Source organism: Streptomyces sp. NRRL F-525 (assembly GCF_000716605.1).
In the GTDB taxonomy this organism is placed as follows: Bacteria; Actinomycetota; Actinomycetes; order Streptomycetales; family Streptomycetaceae; genus Streptomyces.
Genome location: NZ_JNXE01000042.1, coordinates 1 through 19,953 on the forward strand (window position 1 = coordinate 1; position 19,953 = coordinate 19,953).

Sequence of the window (19,953 nt, forward strand, 5' to 3'; positions counted from 1 at the left end):
AGAGACAGGGGTGGGGTGGGGTGGAGGTGGGCCGGTGTTGGGTGGCTTTGCGTAGGTGAGCCGGTGTTGGGTTTTTTCGCGTAAATGGGCCGGTGTTGGATGGCATTGCGTAAGTGGGCCGGTGTTGAGTGGTGTCGCGTAGGTGGGCCTGTGCTGTCAACGCACCCCGCGCGCACCTCTTTTGGTTCGGTCGCCTTCGGGGCGCTGGGAGCCGGTGTCGAGAGCCCCACCGTGCTCGGCGCTGCGCGCCTCCGCGCGCTGGGGCTCTCGACACCGGCGCGCCCCTACGGCTCCCTCTCGGCCGTCGGGAGGCACCCCCTAGGTGCGGGGTGAGGGTGACCCGGTCGGCGAAGCCGAACAGGCGTGACCCGGCGGGCAATGGCTCGCGGGCGTAGGTGTCGAGGGCGGCGGCTGACACCTGGCCGCTCTCCAACGCGTCGCACAGCGCCTCCTCGTCCAGCAATGGACCCCGTGCCACATTCACCACCACGGCGCCGGGCCGCAGCAGCGCGAGCTCGCGGGCGCCGATCAGATCACGTGTCTCGGGGGTCAACCGGGCGTGCAGGGTGATGACTTGGGACCGGCGCAGGAGTTCGTCCAGCTCGCTGACCCGGAGTCCGTGGATCTCGCCGTGCACATACGGGTCGTACACCATCACGCGTGCCCCGAAGGCACAGAGCACCCGGGCGACGCGACTGCCGACGGCCCCGTAGCCGACGAGCCCGACCGGCAGGTCCTCCAGCTCCAACCCGCTGTGCTCGTAGGTGTAGTAGGCGGCGCCTGCCTCCCAACTCCCTTGTCCGGAGAGGAGTTCATGGGCCTGCGGGATGCGGCGGAGCGCGGCGAGCATCATCCCGACGGTGAACTCGGCGGTCGCGGCGGCGTTGCGGCCGGGCGCGAAGCACACTCGTACGTCGTGGGTCTTCGCGGCGTCCAGGTTGACGTTGACCGGACCGCCCCGGCACACGACGACCAGCCGCAGATCGGGGCAGGCCTGCAGTACGCGCTCGGTGACGGGCCCCATCTGGGTGACCAGCGCATGCGCTCCGCTGTCCCGCAGGGCCTCGATCACCTCGTCCTCGGCGTCGCTGGCCTCCTCCACCTCGGCGACGGTCCCGAAGGGTTCCAGAGGCCAGCCGAGCTTCAACTCTCTTACGGTGAAGGGGTGTTCGCGCAGTTCCTCGGTGATGGCCGCGGTGATCAGCGAAGGCAGTACGAAATGGTCACCGGCGGCGACGACACGCAGGGTCTCGGTCATCGTGGGGCTCCCTCCCTCTCCGCCACGATGAACGGGGAACGCCGAATGCGTAACCCCTGAGGGAGGTCCGGATGATGTTCGAGGGTGAAGCGGAAGCGTGGCTGGGGATCGACCTGGGCACGCAGAGCGTCCGCGCACTGCTGGTCACGGCCGACGGCAGGGTCCTGGGCAGCGGTACCGCTCCGCTGACCGGCCGACGGGACGGGGTGCGGCACGAACAGGATCCGGGGGAGTGGTGGGAGGCGGTGTGCGCGGCGTCCCGGGCTGCCATGTCGCAGGGGCCCGCACAGGTACGGCTGAGCGGCCTCGCGGTGTGCGGCACCTCCGGGACGGTTCTGCTGACGGACGGCCAAGGCCGCCCGCTCACACCGGGGTTGATGTACGACGACGGGCGCGCGGTGGAGGAGGCGGCGCGGGTCGGGATGCAGACCAGCTGGGCGCTGCCGAAGGCCTTGTGGCTGCTGGATGCACACGGCTGGAGGGAGGGGCGGGGGCAGGTGGCCCGGGTCGCTCACCAACCCGACGTCATCACAGCGCAGTTGACGGGCGGGGTGGTGATCCCGACCGACTCCAGCCACGCCCTCAAGACGGGCTACGACGTGGAGCGCGAGGCCTGGCCGCCCCAACTGGCCCACTTGGGTGAGGTGTTGCCGGCGGTGGTCCGCCCCGGCACCCGGCTGGGCGAGGTCTGTTCGGCCGCCGCCGAAGCGACCGGCATCCCCGCCGGTACCCCGGTCGTCGCGGGGATGACGGACGGCTGCGCGGCCCAGATCGCGTCGGGGGCGTTGCGCTCCGGTGCCTGGAACTCGGTACTGGGCACCACCCTGGTCCTCAAGGGAGCGTCCGCGAAACGCGTCCGGGACGACGCCGGGGTGGTCTACAACCACCGGGCGCCGGACGGCAGTTGGCTACCGGGCGGGGCGTCGAGTGTGGGGGCGGGTGCGCTGCCGACGGTGGCGGACCCGGCGGAGCTGGCAGAGCTGGACAGCCGGGCGGCGGCGTACGAACCGTCGGGCGCCCTGACGTACCCCCTGACCTCACCCGGCGAACGCTTTCCCTTCCTGGCCCCCGATGCCACCGCCTTCACGCTCGGCACTCCGGCGTCGGAGGCGGACAGTTGGGCGGCGGTGCTGCAGGGCGTGGCGTTCACGGAGCGCCTGTGCCTGGACTATCTGCACTACTTGGGCGCCCCGATAGACGGCCCCCTCACCTTCACGGGCGGCGCGGCCCGCAGTGCGTACTGGAACCAGCTCCGCTCCGACATCCTCGGCCGCCCGGCCCGGGTTCCGGAACAGATCGAACCGGCCCTGGGGATGGCGGTGTTGGCGGCGTACGGAGCGGGGCCGGGCGGCAGGGCGCTGTCGGAGGTGGCCGACGGCATGGTCCGCATCCGCACGCTCCTCGAACCCCGCGCGTCCCACACGGCCCGCTTCGCCGAGCCGTACGCTCGCCTGGTGGACGAACTGGAGACCCGGGGCTGGCTGCCGACCCCGCTCGCGACCCACACCCGCACCCGCCTGAACCAGGACACGATCGACTCATGAGCACCACCACCCTCCTCCTGGCCCGTCACGGCCAGACCGTCTGGCACGCGGAGAACCGCTACGCCGGCATCAGCGACGTCGCCCTGACGGACACGGGCGTCGCCCAGGCGGAAGCCCTCGGCCGCTGGGCGGCAGCCCACCCGGTCGACGCGATCTGGACGTCCCCGCTGTCCCGGGCGATCCTCACGGCAGCCCCGGCCGCCCACGCCCTGAACCTCACCCCCCACACCGAACCGGCCCTGCGCGAATGCGACTTCGGGGTGCTGGAGGGCCGTACGCTCGCGGAGTTCGAGACGGAGAACCCCGGGGCGGCGGAGGCTTTTCGTTCCGACCCGGTGGCGCATCCCTTCCCCGAGGCCGAAGACCCCGCGGCAGCCGCGACGCGCGGAACGGCTGCCCTGCACCGCATCGCCGCCGAGCACTGCGGGGAACGGGTCCTGGTCGTCGCCCACAACACCCTCCTCCGCCTGGTGCTGTGCCGGTTGCTGGGGATTCCGGTCGGTGAGTACCGGCGGGTGTTTCCGCGGTTGCGCAACGCGGCGGTGTCCGAGATCCGGATGGCGCCGGGTCGGACCGCGTTCCTCTCGCTTAACGTGCCTGTGTAATCGACGGCCGAAAAGGGTGGGGACGATGAGGCAGGAGAAGCGGGCGGCACGGCGTGCCGCGGGGTTCACGAAGAGCATCGGCGGAGCAGCCATGTCCTCGGTCGGCAAGGGCGAGCAGATCGCGCGCCTCAGATCGGGCCAACTGCGTCTGGCCCTGGGGGAGGAACCGGTCTGGACAGACCGGCGGGGAGACCGGACCGCGAGCCTGAGGCCGCCCTTCTCACTCAAGCCCACCGGCGTGAAGCTGCCGTTGGGACCGAAGTTCGAGCGCTACGAACTGGTCACCGCCGACGGCACGTTCGACCTGGCGCTCCCCAAGAAGGACCGGGACTCGTGAGGCACGTCTTCGAAGGCAAGTGAAGTGAGGGAGACCCCCGCGAGTCACGTCCTCGCGGGGGTCCTCCTCTTCAACCGCCTGCCCGCGTGAAGGTTGAGAAGACGATCACGAGGCAGGACGCTTCCTATGCGGGGATGATCGTCTGGCGGGACTTCGCCGCCTCGTAACGGCGGGCCACGTCCTGCCAGTTGACGACCGCCCACATCGCGTCGATGAAGTCGACCTTCTGGTTCCTGTACTGGAGGTAGAAGGCGTGCTCCCAGGCGTCGAAGACGAGGAGGGGGGTCGAGCCCTGGCCGACGTTGCCCTGGTGGTCGTAGATCTGCTCGACGATCAGGTGGCCGCTCAGGGGTTCGTAGGCCAGGACGCCCCAGCCCGAACCCTGCGTCGTCGCCGCGGCCTTGGTGAGCTGGGCCTTGAAGCCGGCGAAGGAGCCGAAGGACTCGGTGATGGCGTCCGCCAGGCCACCGAGTCCGTCCGCGGCCAGCGGTTCGCCGCCGCCGTCGCCCGTCATGTTGTGCCAGTAGATGCTGTGCAGGATGTGGCCGGAGAGGTGGAACGCCAGGTTCTTCTCCAGCCCGTTGACCGAACCCCACTGCTCCTTGTCGCGTGCCTCCGCCAACTGCTCCAGCGAGTCGTTGGCTCCCTTGACGTACGCCGCGTGGTGCTTGTCGTGGTGCAGCTCGATGATCTCGGGGCTGATCACGGGGGCGAGCGCGGAGTAGTCGTAGGGCAGGTCGGGCAGCGTGTAGACGGGCATGGCGGATCGATCCCCTCCGGACTTCTTATTGCACATAACTTGCAACTACAACCTAGCAGCGAAAAGGTGCTCTGTGGCTACTCCGCCACCGAGGTGTAGTGCGACGCGTCCCCCTCGATCGAGTAGCTCTCCTTGCCCTCGATGCCGACCGGGATGTCGCCGGCGACGGTGACGCGGTTGAGGCGGCGGGGCTGGTTGTCGTAGTTGTCGATGGCGTAGTGCTGGGTGATGCGGTTGTCGAAGAGGACGAGCTGGTTGGGGGACCAGCGCCAGCGCAGGATGTTCTCCGGGCGGGTGACGTACGCCTGGAGGAGGTCCAGGATCTTGCGGGACTCGGTCGCCGACAGGCCGACGATCCGTTGCGCGAACCCGCCTATGAACAGGCCGCGTTCGCCGGTCAGCGGGTGGACGCGGACGACCGGGTGGACCGTGCGGAACTTGATCGACGTGAACTGGGCGCGCTGGGCGGCCTTTTCGGCGTCGATCGACTCCTCCGGTACGGCGTAGTCGTAGTCGTTGGTGTGCTCCGCCCACAGGGTGTCCGCCAGGACGCGCAGCGGTTCCGGCAGGTCGCGGTAGGCCGCCGCCGAACTGGCGATCAGGGTCTCGCCGCCGTACGGCGGGACCGTGATGCTGCGCAGGGTGCTGGCCTGGGGCGGGTTGAGGACGAAGGTCACGTCCGTGTGCCAGTGGTTGGCGCGGCCGCGCTCGCTGTCGACGGGCAGGACGTTCGGGGCGCCGTCGACCGCGGGCACCGTGGGGTGCGCGGTGGTGAGGTCGCCGAAGTGGCGGGCGAAGGCCTCCTGGCCCTCGTCGTCGAGGTGGACGTCGTCGAAGACCAGCGCCTTGTGGAGGTTCAGGGCCTCGCGGATCGCCGTCACCTCCTCGACCTCCAGCGGCTTGCCGATGTCCACGCCCGACACGCGGGCGCCGATGTTCGCGGTGACCTTCTGGATCTCGATGGACATGGTGAAGTCCTTTCAGACGAGGGCGGGTTGGGCGGGCTGAGTGGGTCGGGTGTACTGGTTGGCGGGGCGGGGGAGGCCGTAGCGCTCCCGGAGGGTGGTGCGCGGGCCGTACTCCGTGCGGAGCAGGCCGCGGGTGCGGAGGAGCGGGACGACGTGGTCCACGAAGGCGTCGAGGCCGGACGGCAGGACCGCGGGCATGATGTTGAAACCGTCGGCCGCGCCCTGCGTGAACCACGTCCCGATCGCGTCGGCGACCTGTTCCGGCGTACCGGCGAAGGTCAGATGCCCGCGCCCGCCCCCGAGCCGGCCGATGAGCTGGCGTACGGTCAGCCGGTCGCGGCGGGCCAGTTCGACGACGAGCGTGTAGCGGCTCTTCGCGCCCTCGATGGCGTCCTCGGGCGGGAGGTCGGGGGGAAGCGGGGCATCCAACTCCAGTGTGTTGGGGGGTAGTTGGAGGAGTCGCTCCAAGCGGTCCACGCCGTGCGTGTACACGATGTGGTCCTCCAGCAGGCGTTCGTTGGCGCGCGCCTCGGCCTCCGTCCCGCCGAGCACGGGCACGATGCCGGGCAGCACCTTGATGTGCTCGGGGTCCCGACCGGCCGCCGCCGTACGGGACTTGAGGTCCTTGTAGAAGGCCTGCGCGTCGGCAAGGGTCTGCTGCGCGGTGAACACCGCCTCCGCGTACCGCGCCGCGAACGTCTTGCCGTCCTCGCTTGATCCGGCTTGTACGAGGAGTGGGTAACCCTGGGGTGAGCGGGGGACGTTGAGGGCGCCCTCGACGCTGAAGTACGTCCCCTGGTGGTGGGGCGGGTGGATCTTCGTGTCGTCGCCCCACACACCGGCCGCCTTGTCGGCGACGATCGCGTCGTCCTCCCAACTGTCCCAGAGCTTCAGCGTCACATCGAGGAACTCGGCGGCACGTGCGTACCGTTCGGCGTGCGCGGGCTCGTGCTCCAGCCCGAAGTTGCGGGCGGCCTCCGCACCGGCGGTCGTGACGATGTTCCAACCCGCCCTGCCGCCGCTGATGATGTCGAGCGAGGCGAACTTACGGGCCAGGTTGTAGGGGGAGTTGTAGGACGTGGATGCCGTTGCGATGAGGCCTATGTGTTCGGTGGCCGTCGCCAGTGCGGTGAGGAGGGTGAGTGGTTCCAGGGCTCCGGCGGGGCGTTGGGCGAGGTTGCTCCACAACTGCGGTCCGTCGGCGAGGAAGAGGGAGTCGAAGGTGCCGCGTTCCGCGATCCGGGCGAGGTGGGTGTAGTGGTCCAGCTCGACGTGGGCGTACGGGTTGCTCTCCGGGAGGCGCCAAGAGGCCTCGTGGTGGCCGGTGTTCATGAGGAAGGCGTTGAGGTGGAGTTGGCGGGGCATGGTTGTCCTTTGCGACGGACAGGCAGGGGGACTTTTCGAGCGCAGGGCGGTACCGATCCGCTCGTTGGGCGACCTCTCGACGCAGGCTGGCATTACTCAGCCCGTCCGGCGTTTGAGGACGAGGCCCCTTCAGGGCCGATGGGGGTCTGGGGGCGCAGCCCCCAGCAGACGGCGCGAGCAGCCGACGCTCACCGGGAATCCGACGTCACACCGAGCGCCGCCAACAACCGCTCCCGGTACTCCGCACGCGGCACCTCAGGATCGATCGCCAAGTCCAGCCCGATCCGCCCCTGTTCAAGCACCAGCACCCGATCCGCGAGGACAATCGCCTCATCCACGTCATGGGTGACCAGCAGCACCGAGGGCCGATGCCGCTCCCACAACTCACGGAGCAGCACATGCATCCGGATCCGGGTCAGTGCGTCCAGCGCCCCGAACGGCTCGTCAGCCAACAGGAGTTCAGGCTCACGCACCAATGACCGAGCCAACGCCGCCCGCTGCGCCTCACCCCCGGACAACTCGTTGGGCCACGCCCGCTCCCGCCCGGCAAGCCCCACCTCGGCAAGAGCCTCACGCCCCTTCGCGGCGGCTTCCTTACCCTCCGTCCCCAGCAGCACGTTGTCGAGAACCCGCCGCCACGGCAGCAACCGGGAGTCCTGGAACACCACCGACACCCGCTCAGGCGCGGTGAGTTGACCACTCCCGACGACCTCGTGGTCCAGCCCCGCGATGGCCCGCAGCAACGTGCTCTTGCCGGAACCGCTGTGCCCGAGCAGCGCGGTGAACTGCCCGGCGGGCAGATCCAGATCGACGTGGTCGAGAACCGTACGACCGTCGAACGACCGCGTAAGCCCCCGGAGTTGAACGGCAGGAACCACAGGAACCGTAGGAACCGCAGGAACCACGCCCGTGCCGGTCAACTGCTGAGTGTGCGGCGCCATGACAGCACCCTCCGTTCGACGAGACGGACCGCGCTGTCGGAGACCAGGCCGAACACGCCGTAGATCAGCAGGCCGACGAGGATGACGTCCGACTGGCCGTAGTTCTGGGCCTGGAACATCATGTAACCGAGGCCGCTGGTGGCGTTGATCTGCTCCAGGACCACCAGGCTCAGCCAGGAGCCGGTCACCCCGAGGCGCAGGCCCACGAAGAAGCCGGGCAGGGCGCCGGGGATGACGATCTGGCGGACGAACTGAAGCCTCGACAGGCCCTGGACCTCGGCCAGTTCGACATAGCGGTGGTCGATGCCGGACAGCGCGGCGTGCAGGTTGAGGTAGATCGGGATGTAGACGACGATCGCGATGATGGCGATCTTGAAGGTCTCGCCGATGCCCAGCCAGAGGATGAACAGCGGGATCAGGCCGAGGGTGGGGATGGCCCGGTTGAGCTGCACGGTCCCGTCGATCAGCGCCTCGCCGACCCGGCTCAGCCCGGCGGCCAGCGCGAGGACGACACCGGCGGTGAGGCCGAGCGCGAAGCCGTAGGCGGCGCGTTCCAGGGAGGTCAGCATGTCCGTGGGGAGCGTCCCGGACGTCCATAGTCGGCCCGCGGTCCTCAACACCGTCCAGGGCGCCGGGATCGCGGCCGGGTCCAACTGCCCGGCGGCGGAGGCGACGGCCCAGAGGGTGAGGAAGAGGGCGGGGCCGATGATCCGGGAGGCGGGCAGCCGTTTGCCGGGGGCCAGACCGCGCCGCCGCCTGCGCGGAGCCTCGACGGCACCCTCAACGGCGGTCACTGGAAAGGAAGTTGAGGTAGACGTATCCAGAGTCTGGGAGGTGGTCATCGCCGTCACCTCCGGTACTCCGCCGCCACGGCCTTCGCCGCGATCCCCTCGAAGCGCCGGTCGAAGAGCGAGTCCACCTTGAACTCCTTCACGAAGCCGCCCTCCGCGAGCAGATCGGCGGTCTCCTGCTCCCACTTCACGGCCTCGTCCCAACTCGGCGGGAACAACGGCTTGTTGGCGAGCGCGGTGACCGACTTGGCCTGCGCGAGCGTCAGGTTCTGCGTCTTGACGTAGAACTCCTCGTTCCAGGCGTCCGGGTGCTCGTACTGCCAGACCTGACCCTGCGCCCACTGCGGGATGTACGCGGCGATCGCGGCCGCCTTCGCCGAGTCGGCCAGCACGGCGGACGGCGCCCACAACAGGTTGAGCAGGTCTACGACATCGGTGGTGATCGCGCGGGCACCCTTCGCCTCGTACTGCTTGAGGTACGCCGGTGCCTGGCTGTTGGCGAGCGGGGCGATGTCGACCTGGCCGGACTGGAGGGCGGTGAAGAACTGGTTGCTGGTCAGCGGGACGAGTTTCACCTCGTCGTACTTCAGCCCGGCTTCCTTCAACGCCCTTAGTAGTACGACGCCTTGGGCCTGCCCCTGCGAGAACGCCAGCTTCTTGCCCTTGAAGTCCGCGACCGTGCGGATGTCGCTGCCTGGCTTGGTCGCGAAGAGGTAGTTGGGCTTGCGGGTGACGTCGATCGCGACGATCTTCGCGTCGTAGCCCTGGTAGTGCGCCTGGATCGGCGGGATGCCCGCGTTGTTGGCGAGGTCGAGGGACTTGGCGCGGAACGCGTTGATGACATCGGGGCCGGCGCCGATGTTCACCCAACTCGACACCGTGAAGGGCAACTTGGGCAGGTTCGCCAGCTTGAACTGGAGCTGCTGGGTGTTCAGGTACGAGGAGATCTTCAGGCTCGTGCCGGACGGGACCTTCTCGGCGAGCGGGGCGGACAGTCCGGCCCCCGACTTGGCGGCCGCGGCACTGCTCGTGGCGCAGCCGCTCAGGCCGGCGATGCCTGCGGCGGCACCGAGCACGGAGGTGAGGAAGAGCCGCCGGTCGAGGCCGGGCGCACGGGAATGAGGCATGGGAGGACTCCCTGATCAAAAGTCGCGGGAACGCGGGAATGCGCGCGGAATTCACGGAGCGCGAAAGGCGGAGCGGTCCGGAGAGAGAAATGCAGGCAGGATGAGACCGGCGCCCCGGGGCGCGTCAACGGGTCAGCAACAAGAAGTGCGACAACTCATCTGCAGGCTCATGACCAGGATGTTCCCGGTCACGCGCGCCCCCTGTCAACATTCCGAGTTTCTGAATTAAATACGCCCCGGTGAAACGCTCGGTCACACGCTGGGGCGCACACCGGGTCACACGCCCAACGGATCCCGGTACAGCACATCGAGCATCACCGAACCGCCCGCCACCGCCAGCACGGAATCCGGGAAACTCGTCGGTACGACCGCCGACGCCCGCGCGTCCCCGACCTCCTCGCGCAGCGCGCGCAGGCAGTCCTCCCGCCGTATGACCCCCAGCTCGGTGACGACCACCGTCTCGGGGTTGAGGATGTCGAGCAGCAGCCCGACCGCCCGCCCCACCATCCGCGCACGCTGCGTCAACAGCCGTACGGCGACGCGGTTTCCGCGCTCCGCCGCCGTCACGACGTGGGTCGGGTTCACCCCGTCGACGATCCCCGCCTCCCGGGCCCGCCGGCACAACGTCCGTTCGCTCAGCTCCACTTGGAGGCAGCCGACCCGCCCGCAGTCGCACGGTTCCGTGCCGCCGCGCAACGGCAGATGGGCGATCGCCCCGGCCTGCGAGCGCGGCCCGTGGTGCACCTCGTCGTTGGTCGCGAAGGCCGCGTCGACCACATTGCCGACGAAGAGATGCAGCACGCTACGGCTGCCTCGGGCCCGCCCGAAGAGCCGCTCGCCGTTGACCAACGCCCGGGCGTGGCCGTCCACATGGACCGGCAACCCGGTGCGGGCGCCGAGCAGTTCGCGCACCGGCACGTCCCGCCAGCCCAGCAGCGGATGGTCGACGATGGTCCCGGAGTCCCGGTCGACCCAGCCCCCGGCGGCGACGCCGACACCCAGCGGGATGGCCCCGGCCGCCTCCGCGAGCAACGCGGCCAGTCCTTCGGCGGCCCGTGCCAGCACCCGGGACGGATCGGCGAGGTGGCCGTCGTGCCCGATCCGGTGCTCGGCCACCACCCGCCCGCGCAGATCCAGCAGCGCGACCGTCGTATAGGGCACCGCCACATGGACGCCGCCCACAACGAACCGTGACGCGTCCAGGTCGACGGGCACATGGGGTCGGCCCACACCCTTCGAGCGCTGGGGTGTGGCGGACTCCCGTATGAGACCGAGTTCGGTGAAGCGGGCGCAGTAGTCGGTGACCGACGCCGGGGACAGCCCGGTCAGCCGGGAGATGGTGGAGCGGGCCACCGGGCCGTGCTCCAGCACCGAGCGCAGGATGACGCTCGCGTTGGTGCGCCGCCGGTCGCTGTCGGCGGCGCGCGGAACGGGGGAGTTGGGGGAGTGGGAGGCGAGCAGGGGTGCCGCGGTACGGGGCATGGGGATCTTCCTCGGGAACGGGTCCGACAGTGCGCCGTCTCGGATGGGAGGCGCACCGGATCCGCTCCGCCCGCCTCAGGGGCGGTAACAGGTCGCCGCGGCTTGGCGTCGCAGGTCGACATAGCGACGCGACGCGAAGTTCCGGGCCTGGGCAACCATGCGGTCGAAGCTAGCAAAACGGCCCACCGCTGCCCAGACGGTGACCGGTGTGCGAGACGGCACGCGTGGCGATGTGCGAGACGGCATGGGTGCCGGTGTGCGGGACGGCGACGGTGCCGGTGTGCGGGACGGCACGAGGGCCGCGTGACCGGCATCACGCCTGGGCGCGTGTAGCGGGCATCCTTTGTCCGGAGCCCACCAAGTCCGCGTCGGACCCTTTGTCGGACGCTGACGGTGATCGGACCGAGGACCCCGGGATAGCGTCGCAAGGTCCCCCTGTACCCCGTCAACCTGCGGAGTCCCCTTGAGTACCGCCGTCGCCACCACCCGCCCGGGCCAGGTCCTCGCCGACCTGCTGCCCGCCTCCCGCGTCCGGGACATCGCCCTCGTGCTCGGCGGCGCCGCGCTCACCGGCCTCGCCGCCCAGCTAGCCGTGCCCGTGCCGGGCTCCTCGGTCCCGGTCACCGGCCAGACCTTCGCCGCGCTCCTCGTCGGCACGTCCCTCGGCGCCGGCCGCGGCTTCCTCTCCCTCGCCCTGTACGCGCTGCTCGGCCTCGCCGGCGTCCCGTGGTTCGCCCAGGGCACCTCCGGCGGCGGCGCCTCCTTCGGCTACATCGTCGGCATGCTGCTCGCCTCCGCCGCCGTCGGTGCCCTGGCCCGCCGCGGCGCCGACCGCTCGGTCCTGCGCATGGCCGGCACGATGCTGCTCGGCGAGGCGATCATCTACGCGATCGGCGTCCCGTACCTCGCGCTGAGCCTCGACCTCTCGACGAGCGCCGCGCTCGCCGCAGGCCTCACCCCGTTCCTCATCGGTGACGCCCTGAAGGCGGCCCTGGCGATGGGCGCGGCCCCGACCGCCTGGAAGTTCGTCAACAAGCAGCGCTGACAAGGCAGTTCCCGCGGAAGAGGTTCGCCGGGTCGTACTCCGACTTCAGCCCGGCGAGCCTCTTCCGCGTCTCCGCGTCGTACAGCCCCTCGCTCCGATCACCGGCCCCGAACGCGAAGTTGACCGCCCGCCCGAGCGTGTGGGGCGCGAGCAGCGCGAAGGCCGGATCGAGTTGAGCCCGGGCGACCTCCCGCTCCCCGACCGCCAACATCCGTACCAGGAACCGCCCTTCGCGATACGGCACCGAGTTCGGCGCGGACCGCGCCAGTGCCCCGCCGAGATGGTTGACCTGTACGACACACATGCCGGCCGTGTCCGGCCCGGCGAGGGACAGCGCCTCGCCCACCCGCGCCACATCCAGCTCACTCACCACCGCGCTGTCCCCGTAGTACGCGTGCGGGGCGGGCGGGTCACTGTGGATCGTGTGGCTCTCGGTGTACGGCATCTCCCGCAACGAGTCGGCCAACACTGGCCCGAACTCCCTGAGCGGCGCGACGAGTTGGGCACCTTCGTCGCCGCTGCCCGTGTAGGCGACGCGCACGGAGAGCACGTACCGCCCGCGCAGCTGCGGGGGCAGCGCCGGGATGTCCGGGTACGGTACGGCGGCGAAGGACGAGGTCAGCTCGTCCGGCACGGTCCGCGTCCACTCCTCGTACGCCCGCAGCAGGGCAGCCGGGTCGACCTCCCGCCCGTCGAAGGCGAGCGAACCGCCGTAGAGCGTGCGCACGGGGACGAGGTCGATCTCCAACTCCGTGACGACACCGAAGGCGTGGCCCGCGCCGAGCAGTGCCCAGTACAGGTCGGGCTCCGACTCCCTTGTCACCCGGCGGAGTCGACCGTCGGCGGTGACGACGTCGAGCGAGCGGACGTGGTCGGCCGCGTACCCGAACTCCCTTGCCAGGATGCCGAGTCCGCCGCTCAGCGTGTACGACACGGCGCCGACGCTCGGCGCTGATCCGTTGAGGGGAGCGAGGCCGTACGGTTCGGCGGCGGCCACGACCTGGCCCCAGCGCACGCCCGCCTGGACGCGCACGGTACGTGCCTCGGGGTCGACCCGTACCCCGTCCATCCGCCTCGTCGTGATCAGCACCCCGCCCTCGGAGCCACCCGGCAGCCCGTGCCCGGTGGCCTGCACGCGGACCCGCAGGTTCTCGGCGGCCGCGTACCGTACGGCGGCGATCACGTCGTCGGCCGAGCGCGCGCCGTGGATCACGGCGGGGCGCTGGGTGAACCCGGTCTGGAAACCGGCGAGTTCGTCCTCGTAGCCGGGGTCGGTGGGGTGGAAGGTGAGCGGGTGTGTGTGGTTCATGGGGTCATGCTGGCCGCATAACCTGACACGTACCGTCAGGTTTTCCAGTGGGAGTGAGAGGGGGAGGGCCGGGTGCTCCCGCGACCCGGCCCTCCCCCTCTTGCCCCTAGCTTTCCAACTTGCCCCTAGCTTTCCAACGGCCCTTTCCCCGGCCGCCGTTGGGACCAGTACACACCCGCCGCGCCCACCGCGATCAGTGCCGCGCCGGCCGCGCCCAGGGGCAGGACGTCATCGCCGACCCCCGTCTTGGGCAGGGTGTCGCCGCCCGGTGCCACCGGCTTGTTGTCGGTGCCGAGCAGCAGCGGGGTGGCCGGGGCGTTCGGCGATGGGTTCGTCGTACCGAACGGGACCGGGCCCTGCTGCCAGAAGGTCTTCTTGCCGTCGGCGGACGTCACCGGCAGACAGATCTTCCCGGCCTTGTTCAGGTCGTACGTCGCGTCGACGGCGTACGACTTCGACTTGCCCCCGGCGAGCGTGCCGACGGCGCATTTGAATCCGCTGTTCGAACCGGGCGGCAGATCCTTTTCCGCGATCGCCGAACAACCCTGCACGCCATTGACCTTGAGGCCGTCGAAACCGACGACCAGGAGATTGAGATCACCGCTCGCCCTGGTCCCCTCGTTCTTTACGGTGGCGGTGATCGCCGTCTTTTTCGAACTGTTGTCGACCGAGATCTTCTCCGGCAGGAGCGTGGTCAGTTTCACCCCCGCCGGAGCCGCGTCCATCGCCTTTCCGCCTTTGCTGCTCCCCGGTCCCTGGTCGTCCGCCGAGGCGGTGAAGGAAAGGACCATCACCGCCGAGAAAGCCGCCGTGAGCAGCGATCCCGCGATGGTCCTGGCCTTAGCGCGATGAGAACTCATGTTCGTCCCCCTTGTGTTCCCCTGTTTCCCCCTGCGACTGTGCCTGAATTCGCAGTACTTGAAGAGGTACCACAAGATTTCTCCGCACTATGCTGGTACGGCATGAAGTGTGACCATTGTGGGGGTGCAGCGGATTGCCGGGGAATGCGGGAAATTCGGGGAACGTGAGGGGTGGCGGTGTTCCGGGAATCCTGGTGACCGGACGCTATCGGCTAGTCGAAAGTATCGGCCAGGGGGGAATGGGGCGGGTGTGGCGAGCCGCCGACGAAATACTCGACCGGCAGGTCGCGGTCAAGGAAATGCGCATCGACGGCCTCGACCCGGAGGACACCCGCACCCGCCGCGAGCGCACCCTGCGCGAGGCCAGGGCGACGGCCCGCATCGACCACCCGAACGTCGTGCGCGTCTACGACGTCGTCGACGAGGGCGAACGCCTGTGGATCGTCATGGAGTTGGTCGCCGGGCGCTCCCTGGAACGCATCCTCACGGATGACGGCGCGCTCGGCCCGCGCGAGGCGGCTCGTATAGGCCTCGGATTGGTGGCCGCCCTGCGTCAGGTGCACGCGGGGGGCGTCCTGCACCGCGACATCAAACCCGGCAACGTGCTCGTCGAGAACGGCGGCCGACGCGTCGTGCTCACCGACTTCGGCATCGCCGCGATCCAGGACGCCACGGCGCTGACGGTGGTCGGCATGCTGGTGGGCTCGCCCGACTACATGGCACCCGAGCGGATCTCCGGCTATCCGCAGGGACCGCCCTCGGACATCTGGTCCCTCGGCGCGACCCTCTGCGCCGCACTGGGCGGCCGCTCACCGTTCTCCCGGGACACAACACTGGCTACGTTGCACGCGGTTCTGTACGAGGAGCCTGAACTGCCGGTGGCTGCGGGCCCGTTGCGCGACATCCTCGCGGCGCTTCTGCGGAAGCAGCCGGAAGCTCGGCCGGGGTTGGGGGAGTTGGAGCGGGTTCTGGTGCGGGTGGCGTTTCCGCGGGAGGGGGTTGAGGAGCCGCAGGGGGTTGAGGAGCCGGAGGGGGATGAGGGGCAGGGGAGTGAGGAACTGGCGGCTGCGGAAGCGGAGTTGGAGGAGTCGCCGCCCGAGGCCTATCGGGAGTCACCGACCCCGGCCTTCCTGGCGCCGTTCCTTGTCCGCGCGGCACGCGATCCCCGGCTGTACGACCCTGACCCCATCGAGGATGCGATACCGACGCAGCGGCCCGCCGTAGAAGAACTGGCTCCCGCCTCCGAGGCCGCCGCCGAGGCCGCATCCGGAGCCGCGTCCGAAGCGGCCTCCGAGCTGAGCTCCGAGGCCTCGGCCAACAACTCCGGGCGCTCTGCGCCACGCGGGGTGGGCGTCTCCCTTGTCCGCGCCGATCAGGCTGAGCGCGCCGTGCAAACGGGTCGCGCCGAGCGGGCCGGTCGCGCCGAACAAGCGGGTCGCGTCGAGCAGGCCGGTCGCGGCGATCAGGGTGAGCGCGCCGAACAAGCTGCTCGCGCCGAGCAAGCCAGTCGCGCCGATCAGGCCGACCGTGCCGCACAAGCCGAACCCGCCGCACAAGCCGAGCGCAGCGAAGAGGCTCAACTCGCCGAACGAGCCGCGGCGTTGACCGCGCGAAAGCCAGTGCCCCTCCCGGCCCACCCGCCGGCTCCCCGCCCGGCACCACCGCACCCCGGCGGCCTTGGCCCTGACTCCGTTCCCGGCTCCCGCCCGGCACCACCGCGCCGCGTCCTCGGCCCGCATCCGGCCCGTGTGCCTCGCCCCGCCGCCGCTCTGCCGCTTGGCGGTGAACTCCCGGGCCCCGCTCAGCCGTTCACCAACCGCCGTCGCCGTTTCGGACTGATCGCCGGTGCGGCAGTGGTGGTCGTGGGTGCGGTCATCGGGACGATCCTCGCGAACTCCGGTGGCTCTTCCGGTAGTTCATCGACCGCTTCAGCGGCTTCGACCGAACCTTCCGCCTCCCAGTCCCCGACCTCGTCCCCGTCTCCGTCCCCGACCGCCGTCTCCCCCTCCCCCACAGTCGAGGGCACCTCCCGCCCCCCGACCCTGCCCCCGGGCACGCACCGAGAAGCGGGCGGGTTCGCGTGGGCTACACCCGCCGGCTGGCGGCGGGATCTGAAGACGGGGGCCGAGGTGCACTACACATCCCCCGACGGCACCCAGGAACTGGTCGGCAAGTCCTCGCTCGCGCGCGGTGACCTGATGGAGACCTGGGAGGCCTCGGAGCGGAACGCCCATCAGGGGGAGAGCTACCGGAAGATCCGGCTCGGCAGGACGACGTTCCGCGGGTATCCGGCGGTGAGTTGGGAGTACACGTTCACGCTCAAGGGCGTCCCGTGGCACGCCCGGCTGCTCGGATTCGACGAGGACGGGAAGTCGTACCAGATCAACACCTGGTACCAGCCGGGCGTGGAGACCCAGGCCCTGGAGACCTACGACAAGGTCAAGAACAGCTTCGTCGTGCTGTGAACGTCCTGAGTGAACTCCCTCAGCCCACAGACACCTTGTCCGTGTCGGTGTCCGTCTCGGCGGTCGTGACCGCCTGTCCACCCCGCACCCGTTCCTTGATCACCGAGACCGCCACGACCGCCAACGCGACCAGCAGGGACAGCAGTACGGTCGTACGGCCGCTGCTCTCGCCCTCGGTGTCGGTGAGCATGTAGCCGAGGACGAAGACGATCAGGGCGATCGTCGCCCAGGTGAGGTACGGGTACAGCCACATCCGCACGACGAGCTTCTCCGGCGACTCGCGCTCGATGATCCGGCGCAGGCGCAGCTGCGACGCGCAGATGACCAGCCACACGAACAGGGCCACCGCGCCGGAGGAGTTGACGAGGAAGAGGAAGACCGTGTCCGGGAAGGCGTAGTTGAAGAACACGGCGACGAACCCGAAGACGACGGAGGCGATGATCGCCGCCATCGGGACGCCACGGGACGTGGTCCTGGCGAACGCCTTCGGCGCGTCACCGCGGCCGCCGAGCGAGAAGGCCATGCGGGAGGCCGTGTAGAGGCCGGAGTTGAGGCAGGACAGTACCGAGGTCAGCACGATGAAGTTCATGATCTGGCCGGCGTGCGCGATGCCGAGGGAGTCGAGGGCGGCGACGTAGGAGCCCTGCGCCTTGATCGACGGGTCGTTCCACGGGAGCAGGCAGACCACGATGAAGATCGAGCCGAGGTAGAAGACGCCGATACGCCAGATGATGCTGTTGGTCGACTTGGTGACCGCGCGCTGCGGGTCCTCGGACTCACCGGCGGCCAGCGTGGCGATCTCGCTGCCCATGAAGGAGAAGACGACCAGGAGTACGCCGGTCAGGATCGCGCCGGGGCCGTTCGGCAGGAAGCCGCCGTGCTCGGTGAGGTTGCCGAAGCCCGCCTTGTCGGTGTGGGCGCCGGGGAGTACGCCGAAGATCGCGAGCGCGCCGACGACGATGAACGCGCCGATCGCCACGACCTTGATCCCGGCGAACCAGAACTCGAACTCGCCGTAGGAACCGACCGATACGAGGTTCGTGGCGGTCAGGACCACCATCACGAGGAGCGCCCAGCCCCACTGCGGTACGGCCGGTATCCAGCCTTCGAGGATCTTGGCGCCCGCGGTCGCCTCGACGGCGAGCACGACGACCCAGAAGAACCAGTACAGCCAGCCGATCGAGAACCCGGCCCAGCGGCCGAGCGCGCGGTCGGCGTGTGCGGAGAAGGATCCGGACGTGGGGTTCGCGGCCGACATCTCGCCGAGCATGCGCATCACCAGCACCACGAGCGTGCCGACGAGCGCGTAGGAGAGCAGGATGCCGGGGCCAGCGGTCGCGATGCCCGAGCTGGAGCCGACGAACAGGCCGGCGCCGATGACACCGCCGATCGCGATCATCGAGAGATGTCGGTTCTTGAGTCCTGCCTGAAGGCCGGAACCAGAAGTCATGGGGGGAGTTCCTTTACGCCGGTTGGGATGCCGGTGGGGGGTGCCCGTACGAGCGGCGTACGAGTCGGTCCAGTGAATCGGAGGTAAAGGAATTCCTGAACCTTTGAATCCAGATCGTTACTTGAGGTTTCCTTGAGGTTGCGAGGCGTTGCCTGTATTTAACGTGGTCGGGCCCCGGAGCTGCTTCCCGGAAACAGCCGTGTCACACTCGACGCATGCGCGTGTATCTCGGCTCCGACCATGCGGGCTTCGAACTCAAGAACCACCTCGTCGAGTGGCTCAAGGAGGCGGGCCACGAGCCCGTCGACTGCGGGCCGCACATCTACGACGCCCAGGACGACTACCCGCCCTTCTGCCTCCGCGCCGCCGAGCGCACCGCCGCCGACCCCGAGGCCCTCGGCATCGTCATCGGCGGCTCCGGCAACGGCGAGCAGATCGCGGCGAACAAGGTGAAGGGCGTGCGGGCGGCCCTCGCCTGGAGCGAGGAGACCGCGTCGCTGGGGCGGCAGCACAACAACGCGAATGTGGTGGCTGTCGGCGCGCGGATGCACACGGAGGAGGAGGCGACGAAGTTCGTCGAGATCTTCGTGGGTACGCCGTTCTCCGAGGATCCGCGGCACATTCGGCGGATCGACATGCTGACGAAGTACGAGGCGACGGGGGAGCTGCCGGAGATTCCGGCGCATCATCCGAAGCAGTAAGCAGAATCAGCCGCTCCGGCTTTTGAGGAGCGGGGTCCGGGGCGGAGCCCCGAGGTCTTTGGAGCGCCCACCTGTCAACTGACCGAGACAGGTGGGCGGGTGGGAAAGGGAGTTCGCCAAGTGCCAGAGGGGCACACGATTCATCGGCTTGCACTGGACTACGGCGCTCACTTCACCGGCCGAGCCACTCAAGTCACCAGTCCCCAGGGCAAGTTCAGCGACGCCGCCGCACTGCTCAACGGTACGGAACTCACCCGCACGGAAGCCCACGGCAAGCACCTCTTCCTCGGTTTCCGGGACGAGGAGTGGATCCACATCCACCTCGGCCTCTTCGGCAAGGTGACCTTCGGCGGAGCCCCCGCACCCCCGCCCACGGACACCGTCCGCCTACGCCTCGCGAACGACACGTCGTACGTCGATCTCCGCGGCCCCACCACCTGCGCCCTGATCACGGACACCGAGAAGCAGGCGATACACGACCGCCTCGGCCCCGACCCCCTCCGCCCGGCCGAGGACACCGACCCGAACGCGGCGTACCGGCGCATCTCCCGCAGCCGTACGACGATCGCGGCCCTCCTGATGGACCAGAAGGTCATCGCGGGCGTCGGCAACGTCTACCGCGCCGAGGTGCTGTTCCGGCACGGCATCGACCCGTACCGCGCGGGCAAGGACCTCACGCCCGCCGAGTGGGACGCGATCTGGACCGACCTCGTCGAGCTGATGCGCGAGGGCGTCCGCAACAACCGCATCGACACCGTCCGCCCCGAACACACCCCCGAGGCGATGGGCCGCCCGCCGCGCGTCGACGACCACGGCGGCGAGGTCTACGTCTACCGCCGGGCCCACCAGCCCTGCCACATCTGTGGCGGCGAGATCCGCACCGCCGACCTCGCCGCCCGCAACCTCTTCTGGTGCCCCAACTGCCAGCAGCCGTAGGGGCGTTCA

General features: G+C 69.6%; 17 protein-coding genes and 1 pseudogene. 7 read left to right on the forward strand and 11 right to left on the reverse strand.

Going from position 1 to position 19,953, the window contains the following annotated elements; all coding sequences use genetic code 11:
* Positions 1 to 208 precede the first annotated feature (208 nt).
* A pseudogene (locus tag OO69_RS39955) lies at positions 209 to 1,258 on the reverse strand (2-hydroxyacid dehydrogenase); the annotation flags it as partial.
* 71 nt (positions 1,259 to 1,329) lie between these two features.
* On the opposite strand from OO69_RS39955, the gene OO69_RS39960 reads away from it, so the two are divergent.
* Genes OO69_RS39960 through OO69_RS39970 form a run of 3 tightly spaced genes read left to right on the forward strand, consistent with a single transcriptional unit; the run spans position 1,330 to position 3,744 of the window.
* Positions 1,330 to 2,802, forward strand: a complete 1,473-nt coding sequence (locus OO69_RS39960) for an FGGY-family carbohydrate kinase (protein WP_033285857.1) — start codon at positions 1,330 to 1,332, stop codon at positions 2,800 to 2,802.
* Positions 2,799 to 3,407: a histidine phosphatase family protein gene (locus OO69_RS39965; protein WP_033285858.1), complete on the forward strand. Its 609-nt coding sequence runs from the start codon at positions 2,799 to 2,801 to the stop codon at positions 3,405 to 3,407. Before OO69_RS39960 ends, OO69_RS39965 begins: the two co-directional genes overlap by 4 nt.
* A 25-nt stretch (positions 3,408 to 3,432) precedes the next feature.
* Positions 3,433 to 3,744, forward strand: coding sequence for a hypothetical protein (locus OO69_RS39970; protein WP_158713478.1), 312 nt, complete (start codon positions 3,433 to 3,435; stop codon positions 3,742 to 3,744).
* A gap of 124 nt (positions 3,745 to 3,868) precedes the next feature.
* Here the strand turns inward: OO69_RS39970 and OO69_RS39975 are convergent, their stop codons facing one another.
* From OO69_RS39975 to OO69_RS40005, 7 genes are all read right to left on the reverse strand, one after another.
* Positions 3,869 to 4,504 (reverse strand): superoxide dismutase, encoded by a 636-nt coding sequence (locus OO69_RS39975; RefSeq protein WP_033285860.1) that lies wholly within the window; start codon positions 4,502 to 4,504, stop codon positions 3,869 to 3,871.
* A gap of 77 nt (positions 4,505 to 4,581) precedes the next feature.
* Positions 4,582 to 5,472, reverse strand: coding sequence for a TauD/TfdA dioxygenase family protein (locus OO69_RS39980; RefSeq protein WP_033285861.1), 891 nt, complete (start codon positions 5,470 to 5,472; stop codon positions 4,582 to 4,584).
* 12 nt (positions 5,473 to 5,484) lie between these two features.
* Complete coding sequence (locus tag OO69_RS39985; protein ID WP_033285862.1) at positions 5,485 to 6,837, reverse strand: LLM class flavin-dependent oxidoreductase; 1,353 nt, start codon at positions 6,835 to 6,837, stop codon at positions 5,485 to 5,487.
* 188 nt (positions 6,838 to 7,025) lie between these two features.
* The gene (locus OO69_RS39990) at positions 7,026 to 7,778 is read right to left on the reverse strand and encodes an ABC transporter ATP-binding protein (RefSeq protein WP_033285863.1); all 753 of its coding nucleotides are present in this window, start codon (positions 7,776 to 7,778) and stop codon (positions 7,026 to 7,028) included.
* The gene (locus OO69_RS39995) at positions 7,754 to 8,620 is read right to left on the reverse strand and encodes an ABC transporter permease (RefSeq protein WP_033285979.1); all 867 of its coding nucleotides are present in this window, start codon (positions 8,618 to 8,620) and stop codon (positions 7,754 to 7,756) included. The genes OO69_RS39990 and OO69_RS39995 overlap by 25 nt, the downstream gene beginning before the upstream one ends.
* A 5-nt stretch (positions 8,621 to 8,625) precedes the next feature.
* Complete coding sequence (locus OO69_RS40000; RefSeq protein WP_033285864.1) at positions 8,626 to 9,696, reverse strand: ABC transporter substrate-binding protein; 1,071 nt, start codon at positions 9,694 to 9,696, stop codon at positions 8,626 to 8,628.
* Between the two features lie 276 nt (positions 9,697 to 9,972).
* The gene (locus tag OO69_RS40005; RefSeq protein ID WP_033285865.1) at positions 9,973 to 11,178 is read right to left on the reverse strand and encodes an ROK family transcriptional regulator; all 1,206 of its coding nucleotides are present in this window, start codon (positions 11,176 to 11,178) and stop codon (positions 9,973 to 9,975) included.
* A 463-nt stretch (positions 11,179 to 11,641) separates the two neighbouring features.
* Here OO69_RS40005 and OO69_RS40010 point away from each other — a divergent pair, with 463 nt between their 5' ends.
* Complete coding sequence (locus OO69_RS40010; RefSeq protein WP_033285866.1) at positions 11,642 to 12,223, forward strand: biotin transporter BioY; 582 nt, start codon at positions 11,642 to 11,644, stop codon at positions 12,221 to 12,223.
* Here OO69_RS40010 and OO69_RS40015 read toward each other — a convergent pair.
* Both OO69_RS40015 and OO69_RS40020 read right to left on the reverse strand, forming a co-directional pair.
* Positions 12,207 to 13,532, reverse strand: coding sequence for an FAD-binding oxidoreductase (locus tag OO69_RS40015; protein WP_033285867.1), 1,326 nt, complete (start codon positions 13,530 to 13,532; stop codon positions 12,207 to 12,209). The genes OO69_RS40010 and OO69_RS40015 overlap by 17 nt on opposite strands.
* Positions 13,533 to 13,657: 125 nt before the next feature.
* Positions 13,658 to 14,392: an LPXTG cell wall anchor domain-containing protein gene (locus OO69_RS40020; protein ID WP_199811124.1), complete on the reverse strand. Its 735-nt coding sequence runs from the start codon at positions 14,390 to 14,392 to the stop codon at positions 13,658 to 13,660.
* A 239-nt stretch (positions 14,393 to 14,631) separates the two neighbouring features.
* Here OO69_RS40020 and OO69_RS40025 point away from each other — a divergent pair, with 239 nt between their 5' ends.
* Complete coding sequence (locus OO69_RS40025; RefSeq protein ID WP_078652781.1) at positions 14,632 to 16,857, forward strand: serine/threonine-protein kinase; 2,226 nt, start codon at positions 14,632 to 14,634, stop codon at positions 16,855 to 16,857.
* Between the two features lie 19 nt (positions 16,858 to 16,876).
* On the opposite strand, the gene OO69_RS40030 is transcribed toward OO69_RS40025, so the two are convergent.
* Complete coding sequence (locus OO69_RS40030; RefSeq protein ID WP_033285869.1) at positions 16,877 to 18,307, reverse strand: amino acid permease; 1,431 nt, start codon at positions 18,305 to 18,307, stop codon at positions 16,877 to 16,879.
* A 215-nt stretch (positions 18,308 to 18,522) separates the two neighbouring features.
* Between OO69_RS40030 and OO69_RS40035 the strand changes: the two genes are divergently transcribed.
* Both OO69_RS40035 and OO69_RS40040 read left to right on the forward strand, forming a co-directional pair.
* Positions 18,523 to 19,008 carry a ribose-5-phosphate isomerase gene (locus OO69_RS40035; protein WP_033285870.1) on the forward strand — a complete coding sequence of 162 codons (486 nt, stop codon included), beginning with the start codon at positions 18,523 to 18,525 and terminating at the stop codon, positions 19,006 to 19,008.
* 120 nt (positions 19,009 to 19,128) lie between these two features.
* On the forward strand, positions 19,129 to 19,944 hold the full coding sequence (locus OO69_RS40040; RefSeq protein WP_033285871.1) for an Fpg/Nei family DNA glycosylase: 816 nt from the start codon (positions 19,129 to 19,131) through the stop codon (positions 19,942 to 19,944).
* Positions 19,945 to 19,953 lie beyond the last annotated feature (9 nt).